Below are 22,142 nucleotides of genomic sequence, written 5' to 3'. Positions count from 1 at the left end.
CGTCCACGGACCAGTGGTGCCGTCGCGCGCCTCCGTTTCCCTCCGGGAACCTCCGAGAGCGTGGTCGGAGGGTAGCCGCGCCAGCTGGACTGATGACATCCGTAGCGGAGCCGGCCGGCCCGACCAACAACCGTAGGAGATCTGATGTCGCAGTGGATCCTGCTTCTCCAGGCCGCCGGGCCCGCCTTCGCCCTTCTCGTCGCGCTCGCGAACCTTGCTACGGCGGTGATCGCCGCCCGGCCTCAGCGGCGGAGGTCCCGGACTAGGCGGTGACAGGTATCGCCTCCGGGGCACTTCCCGAATTGGCATAAGCAGCGGACGGCGGCCACCGAGCCCGGTGGCCGCCGTGGAACGGAAGCCCGCGCTCGGGAAACACCTGCTGCCTACGGGCTAGCCCCTAGCGGCCTGCGTCCCGGCCATAACCGCCAGCGAGAGTGGCTCGAGAGGGGTCTGTCTAGCCCGAAGTTGGTCTGCCCTCCTCGCCGGATGCCCCTTTCCCGGCTCCGCCAAGGAGAAGCCCTTGCCCCCCGGCCCCGCCCTCAGCATCTGCGCCAGTCGTCATCGCGATCGATCCTCATAAGGCGTCTTGGACCGCCGTCACGATCGACAGTCGACTTCAGCCCCTCGCCGCGATCCGCGTCGAGGTCAACCGCGACGGCTATCGGCAGCTGCGCCGCTTCGCCAGCCGCTGGCTGCACGCCGTCCGGGCGGTCGAAGGCGCCACCGGCCTCAGCGCCGCGCTGACCCCCAAACTGACCGCCGACCACATCGACGTGGTTGACGCGTCCGCGAAGCTAGCCGTCGAGTCCGGCTGCTCTCGACCGGACACGGCCGCAAAACGGACCAGGCCGACGCTCTGTCGGTCGGCATCGCCGCGCACACCGCAACTCGCCTCAACGCCGCCGTCATCAACGAAGCGATCGCCACCCTTCGGTGTCGTACCGAACACCACGATGACCTGGTCCGCACCCGAACCCAGACCATCAATCGGCTGCACGCGCTGCTCGCCCAGCTCATCCCCGGCGGGACTGTCCCGCGGACTCACCGCCGCGGCCGCAGCCACCGCGCTGCGCAGCATCCACCCGCGGGCCATGCTGGCCGCACCTTGGGCACGGTTGCCGTTAAGTGCTCAACAGCGACCCTGTCCGCCGCTGTCGCAGCTTCAGGCCCCACCCTGACCAATCTGCACGGCATCGGAGTTGTCCTCACCGCGAAGATCCCGGCTCGCTCCGGCCCCTGGGGCCTGTGGATCTAAGTGAGACAGCCCCGCCCCTGGCCCCGGTGGTGGGATGCGGTCAGGTCAGGCTGTTGAGGAGCTGGCCGGCCACGGCGTTGCCTCGACCGTGGAGGCGGGCGAGGATTTGCCGGCCGTTGTCTGCGGTGGGGCCGGAGCCGCGCAGCGGGTTCGGGGTGCGCGTGAAGATGGTGACCAGGAACTCGGTGACTGCGATTTCCATCCGCTCACTGGTGGGGCTGGAGGAACGTTCGCGGGCGGCGAGCCAGGCGACGGCGTCGTGGACGAACGCTGCCGCGGCTGGCTCCTGGAAGAAGCGGACGGCCGCGTAGGCGAAGTCGTTGTGGCCCATGTGCGTGCCGAACCACGTCGACCACGCTGGCACGGCTGCGCGGATGGTGGCTGTCTGCTGCTCGCTGACCGGCGAGTGCCCCCACTCGCTGAGGCCGGCGACGGCGAGCGCCAGGAGGCCCCTGCCGGAGTGGCCCTGCCAGGTGCTGGCGGTGGTGGCGAAGTGGAGCATGTCTGCGACTAGGGTGGGGAAGGCTTCCGGCCACGCGTCCTTCGTACAGGCGGTTTTCCAGACCTGGCTGAGGTAGTTGTTCACCCAGGAGGGCGCGGTGGCGCCGAGGGTGAGGACCGGCTCCCAGATCGTCCGGGCCTGTGTGGCGTTGGCGCTGATCGTGATGTCAGCGAGTAGGTCAAGAGCGCTACGTTCCTCGTGGTTGGGGTAGCGGGGGGAACGACTGGCGGCCTTGGTCGGGGACAGCCCTGAGGCGAGGTACGCCGCGAGGTCGGCGGCGAATTCGACCGCCCGGGTTCGCGTGAGCGTATCCGCCGCAGCAGTAAGGGCTGTGAAGTGCGGGCGGGAGGCGACGAGGTAGCCGAGGTCGAGAATGCGCGGTATGCGGGAGCGGTCGTCGCGAGCGTCGGGAAATCTGGTCGCGAGGGTGGAGGCGATCCAGTCCGCCAGCCGGGGCACCTCGGCGGGCAGGCCGCCGTTGGCAAAGGCGTCGAATGCGGCCTCCGCGGCCGCCTCCAGCTCCGGAAGGCCGTCGATCGGGCCGTTGCCGGGATCGTCGTCCTCTTGGTCCAGGTCGAGTCCATCGGCTTCCTGCGGGTTGATGTCGGTGTCGAAGTCGAGGTCGTCGGCTACTTCAAAGTATGGGTCGATGTCGTAGTGCGACATCGGCAACCGCGCGCGGTGCAGCGTCAGGTCCTCGAGCTGGCGCAGGTCGTCTGCGAGGCGGGGGTGTGTGGCGGCGAGTCGCATCACGGTGGTGAGGGTGAGGCGGTGGGGAACGAGCAGCAGCCGTGCGATGGCCGCGCGCACGGTGACGTCGTCGGGGATCTCGGCCCACAGGGCGGTGAGCGCTTCGGCGCAGAAGACGTCCCATTCATCCTCGGAGGGGCTGTCGGGGTATGCGCCGGACCGCGTGGCGGTCGGGTCGGTGAGGGGACGCAGTAGTGCGGCCTTGCACCACGCCTCGCGGTCGGGGTGCTTCCGCAGCCAGTCGCGGGCGCACAGCACCAGCCACGCCGCGTACCCGCACCGCAGGTCCTCCACACCGCTAATCGAGCTCGGCGACGCAGCGTCTGGGGCGAGAGCGTCGAGTTGGGGCTGGACGCTGGCCCACTGCTCCTCGAGCTCGGTGTCGCTGGGGCGGACCTGGTCGGAGATGTTGCGGCGCATGGTGTGGGCGAACATCATCCAGGCGCGATCGCGGTCGAGGTGGTCCCGCATCTCGCGGGGTTCTTCCTCAAGGGCTGCCGGTGGAGTGTATACGAGGTAGGTTCTTCCGTCCGTGGCGCGGACGGCGCGGTAGTTCGCGATATCGGTCGCGGCAAGCATCACCCGCCACCGGTGGGCGTCTGTCCCGGCCCAGTGCTTTCGGGCGGCGGTGAGCTGCTCGACGAGCCGGCCGGTAACGAATGCCAGCTGCACCAGCTCCAGGAGCGGTGTCTTGCGGTGGTCCATGGTGTGCCACTTACGGGCTCGCTCAGCTCGGGTGGGATCCATGACGAGCGGGAGCACGCTGAAGGAGCGCATCGCCACGCTCATCCGGTCGTGGTGGAGCAGGTCGGCGCTGGTGACCAGGGGAGCAAGCGGGCCTTCCAGCAGTGCAGGAGTGTGGCGGGCGATATTGGCGAGCAGTCCCCACGTCGCGACCGATCGGCTGCCGGTGAGTTTGACGAGGAGCGTGGTGATGTCGCGGCCGTCGTCGAGGGCCTGGTAAAGGTGGGCCTCCAGGGCCATCATCGCCGCCGCCAGGATGTCCGGCACGCTGTGGCCACCGTGGCTCCAGGCCAGGACGGTGGCGTCACCGACCAGCGCGACGGGGGCGCCGTCGATGAGCAGCTCGAACGCCGGCCGCTCCTGCGTGGGTTCCTGGCCGCCTGACACCGGGGCGTTGCGGGTGCCTCTCCAATGGGTAGTCGCGTGCTCGACGAGGGCGAGCACCACGTCGACGCCCTGCGGTTCAGCGTTGATGAGCATCGCGCGGAACGGACCGCACTCTGGGATCGGATCGAAGGAGCGCGGGGCGCTGGCGATGCCGAGGCCATTACGCAGCCGGTGATGGACGTAACGGCGGTATTGGCGGTCGGAGTCGACGGCAGCCCGCAGCACCAGGTCCCGGGCCATCTGCGCGGACGCCGGCAGCAACGGCATCACGGTGTCGACATCGAGCAAGGCTGCACGGAGTCTCGTCTGGCCGCGACGCTGGCGGCCACTGATCTGGCCGCTGTGCTCGAGCTGGCTGTCAATAGGGGGCAGCAGCGCGCCGAGGAAGGTGGCGACGGCGTCGGGTTCGACCGCGCCGGCGGCGATGACGCACCGCCACAGCACTGTCTCGACCGTGTCGTCGAAATCGCCCCCGCCGTCGATGTGCGCGACGATGTACCGTCCGACCGCCAGGCCGATCACGGCAGCCTGATCGCGGGCCGGCCACGTGTCGGGGGCGCATCGCAGCCACAGGTCGGCGATCGCGGCGACCTCCGGGGCGGCCGCGGCGACTGCGGTCTCATGCTTCGCCGCTAGGACGCGTAGGACCGGAAGCCACAGCGGCCATACCGGCAGCCGCGACTGGGCGGCGGCGTACACCGCCACGTCCGGCATGTCGGCGAGCACAGTGATCCAACCGGAGTCCGGCACGGTCGCGGAGAACCTGAACCTGCGCAGCAGCCGTGCCAGCAGAGCGCTGTCGGCGGCGAGGCGCGACCACAGATCGCCCAGAAGCCGGTCGGCGTCGTGGGCGTAGAACACCGCGTCGAGGTACAAGTCCGCCACGAGCGGCTGGTCGGCGGCGTCCAGGGCAGACCGGTCGGTTTCCCACCGGTCGACACCGTGCTCGCGGAGCACGCCGGCGGCGTACAGGCGGATCGCTCGGTGCCACGACGGCAGCGCCGCCTTCTCCGCGATCACGCCGATAACGTCGTCACGTGAGCGCAGGTAATGCAACAGCGTCCAGTCGTCGAACAGATCATGGGCGAAGGAGACCCGGCCGTCGACCTCGGCGAGGATCCCGTCGACGCGTAGCTGGTCGACCAGTCCAACGGCGTCGACCGGGAGGTCGTCCAGGGGAGTCTGGGCCCGCAGACGGTTGGCCTGCTCGACGGCGATCCGCCGCAGCAACGTCTGGCGGGTTGCGCCGTTCGGGCCCGCTCCGGCCAACCGCTGCCACCACAGGCCCGCGATCGACGGCTCGTCACGGATAGCGGCAACCGTAGTCTCGGGTATCCGCAGCACCAGGTCGAGGACCTTCGGGCGCCGCACGACACCACGGAGCCCACCAGCGACGACCACCGCGGCCAGGTCCGGGTGCCCGCGCAACACCAGATTGACGTCGGCGTCAGACAGGTCTCCCATCACGAGCGGGGCGGCCTGCGGGCCGTTGGCCTGCACCAAGCGCTCCGACACTCGGGGGAACTCCGACTGCTGCGAAGTGATCAACAACCGGATCCGGCCGCCGGTGTCGGCCGTGAGGCGCGCCAGGGCAGCCGTCGCGGCGAACGGCTCGTCGGTGTAGACCCGGTCGAGGCCGTCGACGACGACGCGGACCTCTCCGGGGGCAAGCGTAAGAACTTCCTCCAGGCCCCGAGTCAGCCCCAGTCGCGCGCCGACGCCGGCCTCGAGGTCCGCGGCCGACAGCCAAACCGCCCGGTGCGCACTCGGAGCGGTCAGCCACCTCTTGGCCGCCACGGTCTTGCCGCAGCCCGACGGCCCGGACAGCACGTTGACCGCCCCGGCGTTGGCGAGCACGGCGGTCACGTCCTCACGGACCAGGATCACGTCGTCGCCGAGCCGGTCCCGGACCCGGGCCGTCATGTCGGTGGTGTGCGCGGTGAGAAGGCTCCAGTCAGGGGTAACATCCGGGCGCAGCTGGAACGTGAACTGCGCGCCCAGCCGGCTAGCCAGAAGCTGCCAGGTGATTGCCCCGCCTTTGGGCCGCAGGTCGGCGACCACCTCGAGCAGCGCCGTCCACAGGTCCACGGCCTTTCCGGCTTGCTGCGGGACGAGCGCGGCGCGGCACCGCCGGATCGCGTCCGCGATCGCCTGGGAGGTAGGGGTGAGGAAGTCTAGACGCAGAGGCAGAAGCGAGGCCAGCAGCCGGGCGGGAGAGGAGTCGACGTCGATCCCGTGCTGCTTGGCGAGCTCCGTCGGACACTTCGCCGACTCCCACAGCGAGCGCTTGACCTCGTTGAACGCGCCAGGCACGCCGATCCGCGAGGCGATGCCAGCCTGGTCGGCCTCGGCCTCCCCGATCAGCTCTGCGAGCTCGACCCAGGTGCCCTGCGACGCAGATCCTGACACCAGACCGACCCGGTCTGCAGCGCCCTGGAACCTGTCGGCAAGGATGTCGCGCCAGGCAACCTCCACGAACTCCGTGTGCAGCCTGGCTCCGGTCAGCATGTCGAAGGACTTCACCGACGCCGACCACCGCGGCCCACCGGCCGCGTCACCGGTGACAACGATGTCGTCGAGGAAGAACCCCGACGCACTGCCCTGGAACCGCACCTCCACCGGGACCGCGACCCCGACGCCCAGCGGCATCTCGCCAGCGGCCATCCCAGCGGCGAACCACGCACCAACCTGGTCTTCGAAGGTGAAGCCGCCACCGCCCGTGATGAACGCCGTCGCCACCGACCGCCCGTCCCACGCCGAGATGCTGGACATCGTCTGAGGCTACCGGCCCACACCCGCCCGGCCGCTCGGCTGCCCGAGACGAGCCACCCCACTCGGGACCACAGTCGTGTCGAGCGCCGATGGATCTTGATTGCGCAGGCCGGTCGAGCGCGGAGTTCACCGTGACCTTAAGCGACTAAGAAGAAAAGACCACATCGTGCTCATGTTGGAGCTCACTGGCTCCCAGATCGCCCGCTCAGGCACCCAGGCCGTCAGCACGGGTCGACCGTCACTCACCTCAAGAAGAGTCAATTGTCAGTAGTCGACGGGCTGGGCCCAATATCGCCAGTCTCATCAGCGGTCCACAAGACTCCCGCCGCCGGTCCAAAGAGCGCCACGCATGAGATGCTTCTCGGCCTTGCCCTGGGGCCGGTCGTCGTGCCCCGGTCGTAGATGCAGTTGCCCTAGCCACCGCCGTCAGGTACGAGGTTGCAGCGCGGCCTCCGACAAAAGGCCTCAGGGCCGTTTCTGACACCGCTGCAGTGCCTGTTCTAGGAGCAACAGGGCGGCGGCAGCCCCGGCGGACGCGATCAGGCCAGCCCAAAAGGCCCGGAGTGCGGTGCGGTCCTGACTATAGGGATCGTGTAGCCGGTAGGAGATTGGACCTATGCCCGCACCAGCCTTTTCCCATTCCAGCTTGTTCGGATGCGTCGTGGGCGGCATCGTCGAGGCAATCTCCCGGCCGTTCAGAACATCTTCTCCAAGGCTGAAGCGCAGAGCGGAGATCGACAGATACCGCAGCTTCCGTCCGGATTGCACGTCGGCAAACTCGCCGAAGACGCCAGTGTAGTCGGCCGCGACGTCACCCACGGCCCGAAGCCCGCCCCACTCCTCATCTGTGACTCCGATGGGTGCGAGGCGCACCATCTCGTCCCCGCCGGGGCGCTCTACCTCAGGGCTCCGGTGAGGAATGAAGATCTGTGTGGGGGCGTCATCTTCTGCCGACACAGTCCCGGTGATCACCACTGCGGAGGCAGCATCGTAGCCGACCAGGGAGTCAATCGGAGCGATGATCTTGTCGCCTGATACCGATCCGATCTGGCCACCGTACCGGTACTCGATGCGAGTGGACCCGTTACGGCCGGCGTCGACGCACCGTATGCGGTCGGCTTCCTGCACTACCTCGAGTGCGGATCCGCAGAACAGGCTACGGTCCAGCCGCATATCAGGGAAGTACTGTCCGGATGCGACGACGTACCATTGGCTACCGGCCGCGTCCTGCGAGAAGGTCAATTTTAGGAGTAGTTCGCTGACGCCGTCGAAGCCCGTCGGCCACATCTCAGCGCTGACGGCAGCGTGCGGCGTCGTGCCTACGGGGCGGCCAGTGGTGCTGTCAAGGCTGCGTGCCTTGGCGTCGATCAGCAGAAGAATTCCACCTCTCGGCGCGGCCGGGACCGGTCCGCTCATGCCGGGGTAGGCGCTGATGAACAGCGGATATGCGACCAGTACAGAGATCACCGCCACAGCCGTCAAAGGCAATGCCCAGACCAGCCAGAATCCGCGATCGAATCGACGAACGACTACGGGAGACGCTTCGACCGGAGAAGATGCGTCAGTCGGCCACACCGGCGCGAGTTCGGTCGTCGCAGGGCTGTTCCTGACCGCGGGTCCCGGTGCCGGGGTCGAAGCGACGCGCGTCATGCTGCGCAAGGCCCAAGCAGTAGCTGAGACTACGGCACCAACTGCCAGAGCCGTCCTCAACCTATGCCTTGTTCGCTGCACCGCGTGACTATAGTCCGGCGCCGATCGCGCCGCCGCTCCCGCGGCGGCAGTTCTGAGGACTCCTGAACCTTCGACCGCGACCGCCGCCACCGCGTGAGGTTCCATTGACGAGTTGACCGAGGACGGGCTGCCGCAGGCCGGTCGGTACGCGATCTATGAGATGTGCAGGGCTCGGCCGGTGGGCGGTCAGACGTCGCGGACGTACAACCTTGGGCCCCCCGTTTACCCCCCGAAAACCCCGGCCAGATGTTGACGAAGAGTGACAAGGGGCGGTAGATGGATAGCGATGTCGTTGCAGCTCAACGATCACCTTAGGCAAGTAACGACTAGCCTGCTTCGGCTACGTTCCGTTACAAGGGGTTTTGACAACCAATGACAAGTCCTGACGGGACTCGACAAGAGGTTGTCTTCGGTTCAAGTCCACCTTCTCTCAAGGAGGGTGGTCCTGGGCAAGTGCCGTGCTGCCACGTTAGTCGATGCGCGTAGGAGGAGTGAATACAGGGAGCCTGGGCCCTGAATGCCTCGGCAGGCTTCCAGCGGGCCCGAAAGACCTCCGAACTGCTGGGGGAACCTCAGGGCCTGGCAACCCTTCGATCCAGGTGGGCCGGACCGTTCCTCCGCAGGCGCCGCACCGACCCGTCCTCACGGCTCCCGGACCACGGATGGAATCCCGACGGAGCGCCGAAAGTCGTCGATCGCCGGCCACGCGAGGTCGGGCTGGACCGCCACGCGGGACCGTGCCTGGGCGAGCCGTTCGATCGGCGGGCCGCCGGAGATCGGCCCGAGCGCGCGCACGGTCGTCTCGGCGTCCTCGGCGAAGGCCCGCAGCAAGGTGGCGGCGAGATAGAGGTACGCCTGGGTCTGCACCATGACCGCGGCGACCGGGTCGGTCCGGTCCACGGACGGCATGTCGGTGCAGGCCCTCTCCAGCAACTCCGCCGTCATCGGCACGTCGTGCACGAGCAGGATCCACCGCACCGCGTCGCGCTGCCCGGTGGCCCCCGTCTCGGCCGCCCGGACCTGAGCACGGAGGATGCTCGCCGCGTCTGCGGCCACCAGCTCGACGGTCAGCTTGTCGATGTCCCACATCCTGCGCTCGGAGCTGATCGTCGCCAGCGCCATCACCTGTCGGAGCAGCTCGCGGGGCCGGCCGGCAGACAGGACGTGACACAGCCACAGGTAGGGCTCCGGTAGGCTGAGACCGCGTAGCTGAAGGAGCTTGCCGGCCTCGGCGACGGTCAGTGGCCCGACCTCGATGACGAGGTCGAAGGCGCTGTCGAACGCGGTGCGGACCCCGAGAGCCCGTCGGTCGAACGCGGCCAGCGCATCCTCGGACACCGCCACCAGGAAGTAGCAGCCGCGGACGCCGAACACCGATTTCAGGTCGTTGATGAACCGCTCCGCGTCCTCTACCGACCCGATCTTGTCGAGTTCGTCGACGCCGATGATGATGCGCTGCCCGCGACGGCGGCGTTCCAGGGCAGCCTCGTACAGCATGTCGCGGAAGAGCGCGACCAGTTCGGGGTAGGTGCGAAGCTGCTCGGTCCGTTGGACCTGTCCCTCCGCGCTGAGGTCGAGCCCGCCGGGGACGGTGAACTTGCCGCCCGCCTTCCGCGAGAAGACGGACTGGAACCGCAGCGTCCGCAGGTGATGCTCGGCTGCCGTCGCCGACGGGCTCGGCGTCACCGTGGACCGACGCCGCACCAGGTCGCGCCAGAGGCGCCACAGCATAGGGGTCAGGATCAACAGGCCGCCCAGGACGTACGCCGGCACCCGCGGCGCCTGCCACATGGCCAGTAGGGCCGCGCGGATGCGGGGACCGAGGACCACGACGACGATCAGGGCGACGCCGGCCAGGACCACGGCTGCCGGCAACAGCACGCGGATCCGTGACCGCCACCGGTGCGCCGCCGGCTGGGCGGGCGAGGGCGCGCCGAGCCGTACGCAGGTCTCCGCGAACAGGTGCACGAGGAATTCACGCCGGTCGTAGGTGGTGGGTGCCTGCACCAAGACGAGCACGTCACCCTCGGTGGCTCGGAACTGCTCGGTGCAGTACCGCTGGAGCAGCGTGCTCTTGCCGGTGCCGCGCGGGCCGCTGACGCCGATGCTGGCGCCCTCGAGTTCCCGCAACGCCCAGGCGACGCGACCATCGGCCGCGTTCTCGACCAATTGCTCGGCGCGGCTGACGTCGCCCAGCCGTCCTGGGCTTAGCACGGGCAGTCGCAACGAGTTCCGGTCGCCGCCCTGCCCGAGAAAGGGCCACACCTTCGGCACGATCCAGTGGCGGGCCATCGCCACCAGCCAGTCCTCGCGGGCTTGGCGGGCCGCCTCGTCGTAGCGGCGGGTCGCCGGTGCGGGTTCCGGCCATCGTGACGGGTCGTCGCTGCACAAGCGGCGCCACGCGTCGGCGGCCTGGCGCGATCCCACCCACGACAGGCCAAATAGCGAGGCCGCGACGGCGGCCGCCACGACGAGGGACTCCACCCCCGGGAGGCGCCGGAAGGACATGCCCGCCAGCGTCAGCAACGCCGCGATCGCCGCGACCATGACGGCCAGACAGGCTGAGAGTATGCCGCGGCGCCCCAGCCGGTCCGCCACGCGAGCGACGACTCCACACAGCATGATCGTGGCGACGGCGGCGATGACCGGCGTGGTCAGCGGGGAGATCCGCAACGACCAGAGCGCGTTGCCGAAAGCGAACACCGTCACCGCAAGCGCCAAGCCGGCGAGCAGCCCGTACACGCTGTTCAACCGCGCCCAGGCCGTTACCGCCGCCGCCACCAGCTGACCACGTGCCTGCTGGAACCGATCGTGGTGGGCCGCTCCGCTCTCCAGGACGGCGGACGGGTCGGTGGTGATCTCGCGCCGCACCTGGTGCTCCAGCATGCGACGACGCTCGTCCGGAGCCGGGGCCAGATACTCGGTCACCTCGGGCAACGCCAGGAACTGCGCCAGCAACTCGTCGGTCACCGCCGCCGCAGGCCCGCGCCGCGCGTTGGCGTGACGAATCAGCGCGTCGCGCATTAGGGCGTGGCGGAACCGATAGCCGTCCCTGGTCCGGGTCAGCACTCCGGCACGGTGGGCGTCGGTCAGGAGCCGTTCGAGCCGCAACGGCATTCGGCCCCGGGCCGCCAGCCGCAGCCGCGTAACCGTGTACTGTCCCCACGCGCTGGCGTCGAACACCGCGAGCAGCGGCACCATCACGGACAGGACAGCCACCGCGACCGGTGGCCGGGAGCCGGGTGCGGCCGAGAGCAGCACCCCACCGAGGCCGGCGGCGCACAGGGCGCGAAGGGCCACGCCGAGCCGGTCCTGTCGCAACGACGGGTGCGGGGGCGGCGGCCGGCGCGGGTGCCGACCGGTGACCATCGCGACGACCATCGTCGCGGCGCCGGCACCGGTCGCGAGGTTCACCGCCAGCGGATGAGCGGCCACGAAGGGCAAGATCGAGTTGGCCCCGGCGGAGAACGCGAGCAGCCCGACGGCGATCACCGTGCCGCTGGCCGCTTCGACGGCCGCCCGGACGAGGTCACCCCAGCCCCACCACGCGACTCGGCGAGGTCTCGGCTGGCCCTCGATCAATCCGCCGCGCAGAGTCAGCACGATCACCGCGGCCAGAACGAGAGCGGGGGTGACGCTGCGGGCCAGAGCCGCCGTGAGCCCGAGAAGCAGCAGGGCCCGGACCGTGCGGATCGCGGCGGTGGCGGCTACCGCACCGCCCGTCTCGGCCGCGAGTCGCCACCAGACGATCTCGTTGGGTGGCTGGGCGCTGACCGCGGCCAGCTCCGCCAACCCGGTGCGGGTCCGCTCGGACAGGCATTCGAGCATCCGCTCGACCACCACACCCGCCGGGTCCGGCTGGTCGAGCAGCTCGCGCGGATCCGCAGCCGGGTCGCCGTACGCGTCCCGCGCGATCCCCGCGAGCAGCGGCGTCCCCAGCGTCTGCGCCAGCGGTCCGCCCGGATCGGCGGCGATCTCGGTGAGAACGGGGCCCCAACGGTCGGCGGTCGCCGGGTCCTGGACGAGAAGGGCGGCGACATCGTCGCGCCGCAGAGGCATCAGCTCGACGACCATGGCCCGTGGCTGAGCCATCGCGCTGATGTTCGCGAACTCCGCCGTACGGCAGGTGGCGACGTATCCGGTGCGTAGCCGGTCGAGGGCCGAGATCGCCCCGGACCGCTGCGGTTCGGGCAGCTCGTCGAGCCCGTCGATGAGCGGAAGCACGAGGCCACGCCGAACGAGGTGGCGCGCGCTGGCGGTCTCGTCGGACGTTCCCAGCATGCCTGTGGCGACGAGGGTCCGTACGACGAATGTCTCCGGCGGTTCCTGGTCGGGCTCCCAGGAGGCCGCCGGGCACAGAAGCGGCACCGGCCGTCGCTCGGCGTGGTCCGACAGTAAGATGCTGCCGAGCATGGTCAGCAGGGTCGTCTTGCCCGACCCGGGCCCACCGACGATGATCATTCGGGTCATCCGTGTCGATTGCGCGAGCGCGGCCAAGTCGACGATGCCACCGCCGAGGTCGGGATCCGCTGTCCAACGCAGCGGCAGTCGGGAGCCCCACCCGTCGGTCGCGATCTGCGTCTGCGCCCGGAAGGACCCTTTGGCGGCGACGGTCAGCCGTCGGTGGACTGCATCGCCCTCGCCGGCCGGGTCCTTCGGTGACCGGACTGCCAGCAGGGACGCTGCCAGCCCTAGCAGGCCGAACACGGCGCCGATGACGCTCGCGAGCTGATCGCCGATGCGGAGGTCGACAGTTGTCAGAACCTCCCAGGCGATGCCGACTACGGCGGCGCCAAGCAGAGTGAGCAGCCAGGTCCGGCCCCGCCTCACGTCGCCGCTCCAGTGACCGCCGTCGACCTCACACGGGACAGTATGCGAGACCCGGCACCGTCCGTGGGGACGAGTCGAGCGGGGCTGAGGGTTGACGAGGTGGCAGGCAGGCGCGGCGCCGCTCCCGGACTGGACGCAGCCCTCCCGTACCCCCAGGCTTCGGTCTCGGCCATGTCGAGGGTGCCGCCGCGGTGGGCTGTGGCCGTGGCGTGTGTGTTAGCGGGGGAACCAACTGACGCGGTCTCCGTGCCAGTACGGCAGCCATGACCACCTGCAGGATGTCCTCCAGCAGGTGGTCCTGCCCGACGTAGCCTAGATAGCAGTTGCCTTCAATCTCCAGATCTGGCAGAATCTCCGAATCTGGAGATTGGGAGATGTGGAGATTTTGTGCGACGGATCGAGATTGATGATGAGGTGTACGCCGAGCTAGAACGAAACGTCAAGGGCTTTGAGCAGCCGAACGACGTCCTCCGGCGACTGCTGTTGGAAAAGGGCCATTCGAGAGCAGCGGTATCGGGGATGCCCAACGCAGCCGCTCCGTCAATCCCAGGAGCCCTCACGGCCCTCATCGAGAAGGGACTCGTGCAGGCGGGGGACACTCTGAGCCACGTCCAGGTCCGAAAGGGACGGCGCTTCGCCGCGATCATTGAGGCCGACGGTTGGATCAGGACGGACCTCGGTAGATATAAGGAGCCCTCGCCGGCGTTGGGCAAGCTGACGGGTACATCGATCGACGGCTGGGCGTACTGGGTTCATGACACAACGAAGCAGTCGCTTCGACAGTTGCGCGCGAAGAGTGGCGGAAGCGGCCGCGGAGGCCACTGAGGCAGTATCGGTCGTCCGTCTGCGAATCCCGCCGGCAGACGTCGATGACTCGTGCGCCTCCCTCCTGGCACCCAGTGCCTGGAGGGGTGGCGGTTTCGAGCCACAGTCGGGAAGCGGAGTGCACTGTCGCGCCACGCCGTCGACAGCTCTCTGAATCGATTACAGGAAGGAAGCAAGGAGTGGCTTCCGCGCTCACGCCGGCAAGAGAGCCGCAGCATGCGGTTCTGCAAGCAGTGTACGACCACTTCCGTAGCTACGCCGTCTGGCCAGAGTTCGACCGGGTGGACCGCCAGCTGTGGCGTGCGATGAAGATCGATGTAGCCCAGGCGGTCGTCGACATTCCCCCGACCTTGCTCATGACTAACGCGCCCCGGGGCGTCGCACCCAGAGGCCGCGACGTGATGCGGCTGACGCTAGCCGGCATCCAACGCTGTGACGGAGGCCGGGACGACGTCGAACTGTTCCTCCGTACTCTCCGCTGGTTGGCGCGCTACGAGGACACGCACGACCCTGAGCCGGGTGAGACCACGGTGACCGTCAACCGGACCATGGTTTCCAAAGCTCTCCGCGTGCCTCTTCGTGACACCGGCCGACTTCGTCGGCTCTCCGAGATGCTCTACTGGGAGAGATGGGGTGGAGAGGGTAGCTGGCGAGCACCCGACGGCGACGATTGGAGCGTCAAGGTCGGTCGGGATGTCAGGCACTTCGCACGGGTGAAGAGCGTTGAGGACTTCGCGAAGGCGACGACAGGCTGGCTCGAACCTCCTTCGCCCCCGGCCATTGAGTTCCCCTCCGAGAAGCCCAACGCCACTCCTAACGAGCCGGGCAGCTACATCGATGAGCGGATCTTCGACCTCGTCAAGCAGGCCCAAGGAACGCGATGGGACACGACGAAGCTCCTCGAACTCCTACGAGAGCTCAACGACAACTACCGCGCCGGCAATGCGTACGCTGCACACGCACTGCTACGCGCCCTTCTGGACCACGTGCCACCGCTGTTCGGACAAGCGTCATTCGCCCAGGTCGCTAACAACCACCAGTGGGGCCGAACCGATAGCCGGTACGTCAGGCGTCTCGTAGCATTCCGCGACCAGGCCGACGATGCGATGCACCGGCAGATCAGTAAGCTGCCCTGCCTGCTGTCCATGGAGGACATGCCGGCCCGCGCTGCGGTCAACCGCTTGCTGGCAGGCTGTGCACATCAACTGGCCTGAGGTCGAGTCGAGGCCGCCCGGCAGCGCCGCGGCGACCAGCAGTGGAGGCTGCTGTTCTCCGGCATCGCGGCCGGCAACGGCCACGGCCACCCCATGTACCCGACGGAAGCCTCACGTGACGCCGCCGCCTTCACCTAGCCATACCGATACACGCTGGTCAGGGCCGAACGCTACGACGACGCTGACTTCTGCGGCCCCTGCGACGCGCCCCGCTGCTGTCATATGGAACGTTTCCAGCACTGGATACGGCACATGGCCCCGCGGCAACGGCGAAGCCTGGACCCCTTCGGATAGCCCGACGGCCTCTACCCACGGACGCGGCCAAGCTTGCCATGAACCGGCGACCGTTCGGTCGTCTTCGCGGTCGACCTTCGCGATTTCCCCGAAGGTCGCATCAGGGCTTCGGCCCGTCCAGCATTGTCAGACGGCGGTGAGACGATCGAACCGTGACGTTGATCGATGAGATTCGTAACCCGTCGTCCTCGTTGTCGACGTTCCTGCGTCACCGGCTGCCCGGACGAGAGCGCGTAGTGAACCGCTGGGCGCGAGAGCTGGCGTCGGCCGCACCGGTGCCGGCCCCCGTGACTCTCGATCCATCTGACCGCCCGCGACTGGGGGCGGCCTTCGAGATGCGGGTCGGCTTCGACCTGGCAGACGAGGCTCCGTATCCGGAGCTGCTGCCGATGCTGCCACCGGGGGAAGCGACGCGCGTCTTGACCGCAGCCGGACTTCACAAGGTCGACGTTCCACCGTCAGCCAACGAAGAGTTCAGCAGCTGGGGGAGACGTGCCCACTGGGATCCCCGTGAGGCGGGCAGGCAGCTGCACCGGGACGCGTGGAACCTGTCCGAGTTCGCCGGCTTGCTCCGTAGGACGCGCCAGCCCGACCGGCAGCAGTGGCAGGGCCTGTACCGCATCATGCAGGAGAAGGTATGGCCGAACGCCTTTCCCGCCAGCGTGGCCGAAGCGATGGCCGCTCTCTGGCACGCCTACCTCGACGATGGCCGTCAGGGGTTGGTGCGACTCGGGACCCCGCGTACGACCCAGCCTGTGTTCGACGATGCCTTCGCGGTCGGAGACCTCGTCCTCGGCGGCTGCCTAGTCGACATCAAGGTGTATGCCGATCCCGCACCGGGACTGCAGGAATTCATGGATCAGCTACTGGGTTACGTCCTGTCCGACTCAGCTGACTCCTTTGCGATCCGGTCGGTAGGGTTGTACCTCGGCTGGCACGCCCACCTGCTGACGGCTGAACTTCCCGAGATCATTGGCTGCGAGCCAAGGTGTTTGGTGCAATCGTTGATCGGGCTCCGCAGCGAATTCCGAACCACAATCCGCCATGAGGTGCAGCGCGCGCACTTCTTCAAGCACGGCACACCCCAGGAGGGTGGACTCGGCAATGCCGTAATGCTGTAACCGGCCGCGAAGGGAGCAGCAGCTCTGGTTGAACCTTCCTCCGGTGAAGCCCCGCCGGCCTGCTTTGAGCAGCCGGGATACCGCGAGCCGGACGGCGGCAACCGGCTGCTGAGAACGGACGATCTGGGTGGGTGGACCGTTCGGCACATCTGGTCGCGGCGTCGACCGCTGTGGTCGTAGCGGGGAAGGATTCGCCACCCGCTTCGGAGGTTTGTGCTACTGGTGCGTCGGAGCCTCCCGCTGGGCAAGCACCTCTTGATCACGATGCGCCAGTGGAATTCGACCTGGACAACTGGATACGCCGCGAGCGAGACGGCTGGTCGTCCGGGTGGACCGGTGAGTGGTCGTCGTCGCCGGTGCGGAACCGGGTCTCGGCGGCTCGACCTGTCCAAAATCCGACAGCCATTCCTAGCGGTGGCGCTCGATACGATGAGTGGCTGTGCTTCCGACGGCGGGTGAGGAGAGACCGTGGACGACGCCCTTGACGAGCTGGTGAAGTCTTCTGCGAACTTCGGGTACCTGGTCAAGCACGAGCCCGTGCTGGCGTTCGACGGGGCTAGCGCCGAGTCGTACATCTACACCGATCCTGATGCGGCGATGTTCAAGGCGCGGCGGTTCCTGGAGGCGTTGTCGAAGAAAGCCGTCTCTGTCTTCGGCGTCAGCTCTGAGGCGAAGCGGCTCTACGACCGCATCCTTGACCTGCAGAGGGCAGGTGCCATCGATAAAGACATCCAGCACCTGTGCGATCTGATCAGAAAGGCCGGCAACCAGGCGGTGCACGGGCACATGAGGGATGTGCAGGTCGCCCTACAGGTCGTGCGGCATTGCTTTGACCTTGGCCTGTGGCTGCACAACACGATCGTCGGCGCCCAGGAGACAAAGGTGTTCGTCCCGCCCCGGGCGCCTGACCTGGTGCCATCGCCGCGCGACGCGGACGGCCCGGCAGCCCTGCAAGAAATCCGGGGCATGCTGGCGACGTACGAGCGCCGTCTCGTGCTCCTCGAGTCGGAACGCGAGGGCAGCCCCGCACAACCTGCTAGCAGCCTCGCCCCGATTGCAGCGGCATCTATGAAGCGGCAGGCCTCGCTTGGTGAGGCCTTGCGGTCGGCAGAGGACCGGCTTGAGAGCCGGCGAAACGAACTGCACGCCCGGCTCGACCAGCGGGTCGGCGAGGAGATCGGTGCAGAGTCACGACATGACGAGCTTCGCCAGAACGCTCAAGCTGCGGCCGATCTACTGAGGGAGGAGGCTGAACGTCTCGACGGCATCGCTCAAGAGCTGGCGGAAAGCAAGGATGGCCCGGGAGACTCGATCTCCGTCCTCAACATTGCCGGTGATAACTCCAACAACTTCGTGGTCGGCAAGACCTACGGGAGCACGGTGAACACCACCTTCGGTCCGGGCTGGAGGCGCTGATGGCCATGGAACCGAGCGTGGCCGCCGTTGGCGGCGACAAGTCGAACAACATGGCCGTGGGGGTGCTTTACCACACCACTCTCATGAGCAGCGGGCGAGTGGGATGGCGGCTGGTTGACCAGATGCTGGTGACAAAGGCCAGGTTCACGTCCTACATCCCGGCCAAGCCGATGGATGAGTTCATCAAGGCTGAGGCAGCACTGGACGAGTACGGCCTCGCGATCCTGGAAAACCACCGGGGTACCGGGAAGGAGACCGATGCGATCCGGCTGCTGTCGGCCACCTCGCCGGTATCGAGGTCCGTGGTGGATGTATACGAACTGCTTCCGGACTGGGAAGGAGCGCCAAGCACTAGGGACTTCCCGCTGAGTTCTGATACGAGGCTCCTGCTCGACCTCAGCGACGTGACCGAAGAGATTCCGGAAGCCTTCGCGGATGAGCTCATGGCGTACGCGCGGAACCTGAGGGAGCTGAATTCACAGATTGTTGTCACTGTGGCCGACAAGGTGTGGCAGCGATGTCGGTCAAAGCTTCGCGGCCAAACCGCGACCATCCCTCGGCGCCGGGCAAGCTCAGTAATCCGCGCGCACTTGACTTTCCATGATCATCGGGAGGCGCTTGGCCTGCTAGAGCAGGATGCCGTCCGGGCGTTCGTCGCGGAGTTGGATGAAGGCCGAACAAGCCCGGACTATGCGGTGAAGGTGGCCGATCGGCTCCGGCTGGTGCGGACGGTGGCCGACATCGACCGGACGATTGGTGAGCTCCGCAAGTGGCGGCCATACATCGACCAACAACTCGACAGCAGGAAGCCCGATTGGGCCGACCGCCGGATGCTGTTGATTGCCGCGGCAGTGCTCAACGGATGTCCTTCGACCGCTGTCGCCGCCGCGTCCCGGGCATTGGCGACGGCGTTGGGGCACGAGAGCGTGCCGCTGTTCAAGGCGCTTGAGTCGGAGGGTTGGTCAAGGCGGCTGCGGGAGATCGGGGCGACCGTCGCCGACGACTGCACGTGGATCGACCGGGACAAACCCGGTGTCGACTACGCAATCTTCGAATGGCTATGGAACGAGCACCCAGAGCTCCGGGTACCGGTCCTAAAGTGGACCCGGGAGCTCGTCACCGACCCGAAGACGAAGAAGCATGCTCGTCGTGTCATCGGCGTCATTGCCTACGTTGCGGGCGAATGCCGCAGCGTTGATCTGCTGGAGGCGCTTTACGCGCAGCTGAAGAGCCCGCGAGCGGAGGCATACCGCGGGCTGGTAGAAGAGGCTGTCGAAGGCCTCCTCTTCCACCCGGCGGCCGCAGCGCTGACTCAGGAGCGGCTCTGGCGATGGGCGTACCGCGGTGATCGAGGTGCATTCCCTTCGCTTGCATTACTGTGCGGTGGCCGTCTAGGGCGAGAGCATCCGTTCGTAGCGCTGGCCCGGCTACGCCATCTGATAGCTCGCGCCGAGCTTCCGGAGCATCGCGCTGCGGTCGCCGCCGCCCTGCGAGGACTGGCTCGCGAGCCCCGACTGAGGCAACCGGTGCTGGCAAAGGTCGTGTCTTGGGCCGAAGACAACTTTGCTTCTGGCCTGATCATGCTGCTCGACGCGCGATGCGACGGCGGCGTGGCCGACCTGCTCGTTCGAGACGCCGGAGATAATGTGGCCGCGTTCGATCTCCTGGTGAGAGCATGGGATCTCCTGAGTTCCGACGATGACCAAGACCGAGTCGCCGAGCTCACGGCGGGCTGGAGCGTCGAGCGGGATCTGGGGCGTATCGATGCCCTCACACTGGCGCGCGTGTGGGAGCCCATCGTGCACAAGGTGTTTTCCGGATCGCCGGAGGCCGTGTTCATTTCGGCGATGACGCCCGAGACGAGGGCCGACACTTTGCAGTACGTGATGAGTCGGAGTGCGGCGCCACACGTCAACGGATTCGCCTTCGGTGCAGCGGCATTTCCGGTCGAGGAGACCCACCCGCGTGAGAACCTGCATCGAGACACCTGAGACCGATGGCGGGTCGAGTGCCCCAGCGAAAAAGACTGCCACATTCGTGAGAGAAGCGGGATCTTCTTGAGGCCAACAACGGCGCCGGGCGGGAACATCGCCCGCTCCTCTCGGCGCGGGTAGGTTCTGGGCGGCGGGGCCCCGGCGCGGCGGAACCTGTGTTTCGGCCCCCGTTTACCCCCCGAAAACCCGAGCTAGTGGTTGACAATCAGTGACAAACGTCGGCTGCCGAGCGGTCGTGTCGGTGCAGCTCAGCGCCCATCTCTGATAACCAACGGCAAGGCTGTGACCGCTACGGACCGTAACAAGGGGTCTTGACAACCAATAATAAGTCCTGAGGGGACTCGACAAGAGGCTGTCGTGGGTTCAAGTCCCTCGTGTTGGTGGTCTTTGCGGTCAGACGCCGGCGAGGGTGAGTAGTCGCTCCATCTCGGCCACGGGGAGCGTCGCCGCCGCAGCCGCCGCGTGCGCCACCCATTCGCTCGAATCCGCGAGCAAGACGCGACGCACGTGGACCGTTAGGTTCGGGTGGCCGGCGACTTCATGGCGAACCGTGCTGTCCGGGTCGGTGGCCAGACGTCCGGCCAACTCGACGGGCAGATCCGGATCTCGGGGTGCTAGGCATCGCATGCGCGGGTCCGGGTCGGTGGCGAAGCGGCGTAGGGTCTGCGGCGGGAAGGTGAACACGTCGGCCGGACGCCAGCGCGTCTTGTTGTCCGGCCCGAACTCACGGTCGATGCGTTCGGCTGTGGCTGGGTCCACCAGGTGCGGGGCGTGCGTGGCCATGCTGGTGCGTACGCCCCTGTCGTCGTCGTTGAGCAACCGGATCACCGCGTCGGCCGGCAGTGTTCGGCCGCGTGCAGCGGAGCGCCGGAAGCAGATGTATGGCGAGGACAGGTGCGGCAGTGGGTCTGCGGTGATCCAGTCCAGCCGAAGGTGCTGCAGCTCGGCGACGGCCATGTGGTCTTCGACCAGCTGCAACAGCGCAGTGTCGTCGAGTTCGTCGTCGAGCAGGTAGGCCAGCGGGCGGTCGCCCTGCTGGATCTGCGTATAGATCCGGTGGCGTACCGGCTCGGGTGTGTCCCGGCGGCTGAAGACACCCACGCGGACGTTCGCGCTGGGATCCTCGGCGAGCACGTCCCGTACTCCTGAGGGAAGCTGTGGGTGTTCGGCGACCTGCCGGCGAACATGGTGGTCGGGGTCACCAGCCAACCGTTTGGCCAGTTCCGGGGTCAGGTCTGCGTGGCGTACGGCTCCGGCGCGGGTGACCGGATCGGCAAGCAGTCCCGCCACGAGGTCGGGCGGCGGTACCGGATGCGGTAGCCGGGCGTAGTAGGTCGAGCAGGCAGCCGCACGAACCTCGTCGACGGAGTCGGTGAGCAGGAGCCGCCGGACCGGTCCGGGGGCCTGCGTCCACCACCGTGCGAGGGTGGCCCGGACCGGCGGGTCAGGGTCCGTGGCGAGCCGGGCGAGCAAATCGGCCGGTACGTCGTCGCGTTCGGCGAGGTGTCCCCGTACCAGCCTGTCCGGATCGTCGATGAGTCGCTCGTACAACTCGCGGGGCGCGCCACGGGCGCCGACAACCAGGGCAGCCCGGACGGCGGGATCGGCGTGGGCAGCCAGCCGCATCCGGACGGCGTTCGGCAACTGGCGGTTGAGCGCAAGCGAGTGCAGCAGCCAGTCATGACCCGAGGCGAGGACCTCCTCGATCATGTCCGGGGTCAGGTCGCGCTTGGCCACGTGGCCGAAACCGCGCCGGTAGCGCACCAGCCGGCGGACCAGCCCGGTCGGCAGCGCCGGGTTCTCGGCAAGACCGTCGAGCACCTTCGTCAGGTGGACCGGCGTTGGCTCGTCTTCAGCCATCCGCCGCCCCTTCCAGATCCGTTGCGCCCCGTAACGAGTCTCGCAGGTGCAGTACAGGCGGGACCGCCCCGGGCTCCGTGTCGTTTTCGTTGTCGAACCGTCCGCTGTGCCAGGTCCCCATGAAGCCTCCCAAGATCGGTTGCGCCGCATTTCCGCACCGGCCATCGACAGGACTCCACCGAACACGAAGGCGGCTATGGTGCCCGCATGGCGATCGACAGGTCGAGGCAGCGGCGGCCGGAGACGGCATCGTCCGACCTCGACGCGTACCTGAGTGAGTTCCGGGCGGGCGGCAATTCGATCGCTCGGGTCTTTCATGCCGTGTGTGCGGTGCGGCGGTCGGAGTTCGGCATGAAGTAACCCCTAATGGCCGGACACAGTGTCCGGTCGCAGGGGGTCACCTCAGTCCTCAAGACTGCGCGGTGCGACGCGCAGATGGGTTGTGCC

The 22,142-nt window shown here is 67.8% G+C and carries 11 protein-coding genes; 6 read left to right on the top strand and 5 right to left on the bottom strand.

Annotation, left to right across the window (positions count from 1 at the left end; genetic code table 11):
* Positions 1-658: 658 nt before the first annotated feature.
* From O7542_RS13680 to O7542_RS13665, 4 genes are all read right to left on the bottom strand, one after another.
* A complete protein-coding gene (locus O7542_RS13680) occupies positions 659-1,093 on the bottom strand; it encodes a hypothetical protein (protein WP_281606351.1) in 435 nt (144 codons plus the stop codon).
* A 202-nt stretch (positions 1,094-1,295) separates the two neighbouring features.
* Entirely contained in the window at positions 1,296-6,410 is a 5,115-nt protein-coding gene (locus O7542_RS13675) for a hypothetical protein (protein ID WP_281606350.1), read from the bottom strand.
* A gap of 465 nt (positions 6,411-6,875) precedes the next feature.
* A complete protein-coding gene (locus tag O7542_RS13670) occupies positions 6,876-7,877 on the bottom strand; it encodes a hypothetical protein (RefSeq protein ID WP_281606349.1) in 1,002 nt (333 codons plus the stop codon).
* A 906-nt stretch (positions 7,878-8,783) separates the two neighbouring features.
* The gene (locus tag O7542_RS13665; protein WP_281606348.1) at positions 8,784-12,971 is read right to left on the bottom strand and encodes an NACHT domain-containing protein; all 4,188 of its coding nucleotides are present in this window, start codon (positions 12,969-12,971) and stop codon (positions 8,784-8,786) included.
* 387 nt (positions 12,972-13,358) lie between these two features.
* On the opposite strand from O7542_RS13665, the gene O7542_RS13660 reads away from it, so the two are divergent.
* The 5 genes from O7542_RS13660 (at position 13,359) to O7542_RS13640 (ending at position 19,832) form a co-directional block, all read left to right on the top strand.
* Positions 13,359-13,796: a hypothetical protein gene (locus O7542_RS13660; RefSeq protein WP_166457799.1), complete on the top strand. Its 438-nt coding sequence runs from the start codon at positions 13,359-13,361 to the stop codon at positions 13,794-13,796.
* Between the two features lie 179 nt (positions 13,797-13,975).
* Positions 13,976-15,010, top strand: coding sequence for a hypothetical protein (locus O7542_RS13655; protein ID WP_281606347.1), 1,035 nt, complete (start codon positions 13,976-13,978; stop codon positions 15,008-15,010).
* 446 nt (positions 15,011-15,456) lie between these two features.
* Positions 15,457-16,425 carry a hypothetical protein gene (locus O7542_RS13650; RefSeq protein ID WP_281606346.1) on the top strand — a complete coding sequence of 323 codons (969 nt, stop codon included), beginning with the start codon at positions 15,457-15,459 and terminating at the stop codon, positions 16,423-16,425.
* A 468-nt stretch (positions 16,426-16,893) separates the two neighbouring features.
* Positions 16,894-17,841, top strand: a complete 948-nt coding sequence (locus tag O7542_RS13645; RefSeq protein WP_281606345.1) for a DUF4145 domain-containing protein — start codon at positions 16,894-16,896, stop codon at positions 17,839-17,841.
* Positions 17,841-19,832: a hypothetical protein gene (locus tag O7542_RS13640; protein ID WP_281606344.1), complete on the top strand. Its 1,992-nt coding sequence runs from the start codon at positions 17,841-17,843 to the stop codon at positions 19,830-19,832. The genes O7542_RS13645 and O7542_RS13640 overlap by 1 nt, the downstream gene beginning before the upstream one ends.
* A gap of 396 nt (positions 19,833-20,228) precedes the next feature.
* Here O7542_RS13640 and O7542_RS13635 read toward each other — a convergent pair whose 3' ends face one another.
* Positions 20,229-21,695, bottom strand: coding sequence for a hypothetical protein (locus O7542_RS13635; protein WP_281606343.1), 1,467 nt, complete (start codon positions 21,693-21,695; stop codon positions 20,229-20,231).
* 207 nt (positions 21,696-21,902) lie between these two features.
* Here O7542_RS13635 and O7542_RS13630 point away from each other — a divergent pair, with 207 nt between their 5' ends.
* Positions 21,903-22,055, top strand: coding sequence for a hypothetical protein (locus O7542_RS13630; RefSeq protein WP_281606342.1), 153 nt, complete (start codon positions 21,903-21,905; stop codon positions 22,053-22,055).
* Positions 22,056-22,142 lie beyond the last annotated feature (87 nt).

Source organism: Micromonospora sp. WMMC264 (assembly GCF_027497275.1).
Classification (GTDB): Bacteria; Actinomycetota; Actinomycetes; order Mycobacteriales; family Micromonosporaceae; genus Micromonospora; species Micromonospora chalcea.
This window is presented reverse-complemented; position numbering and strand designations above follow the sequence as displayed.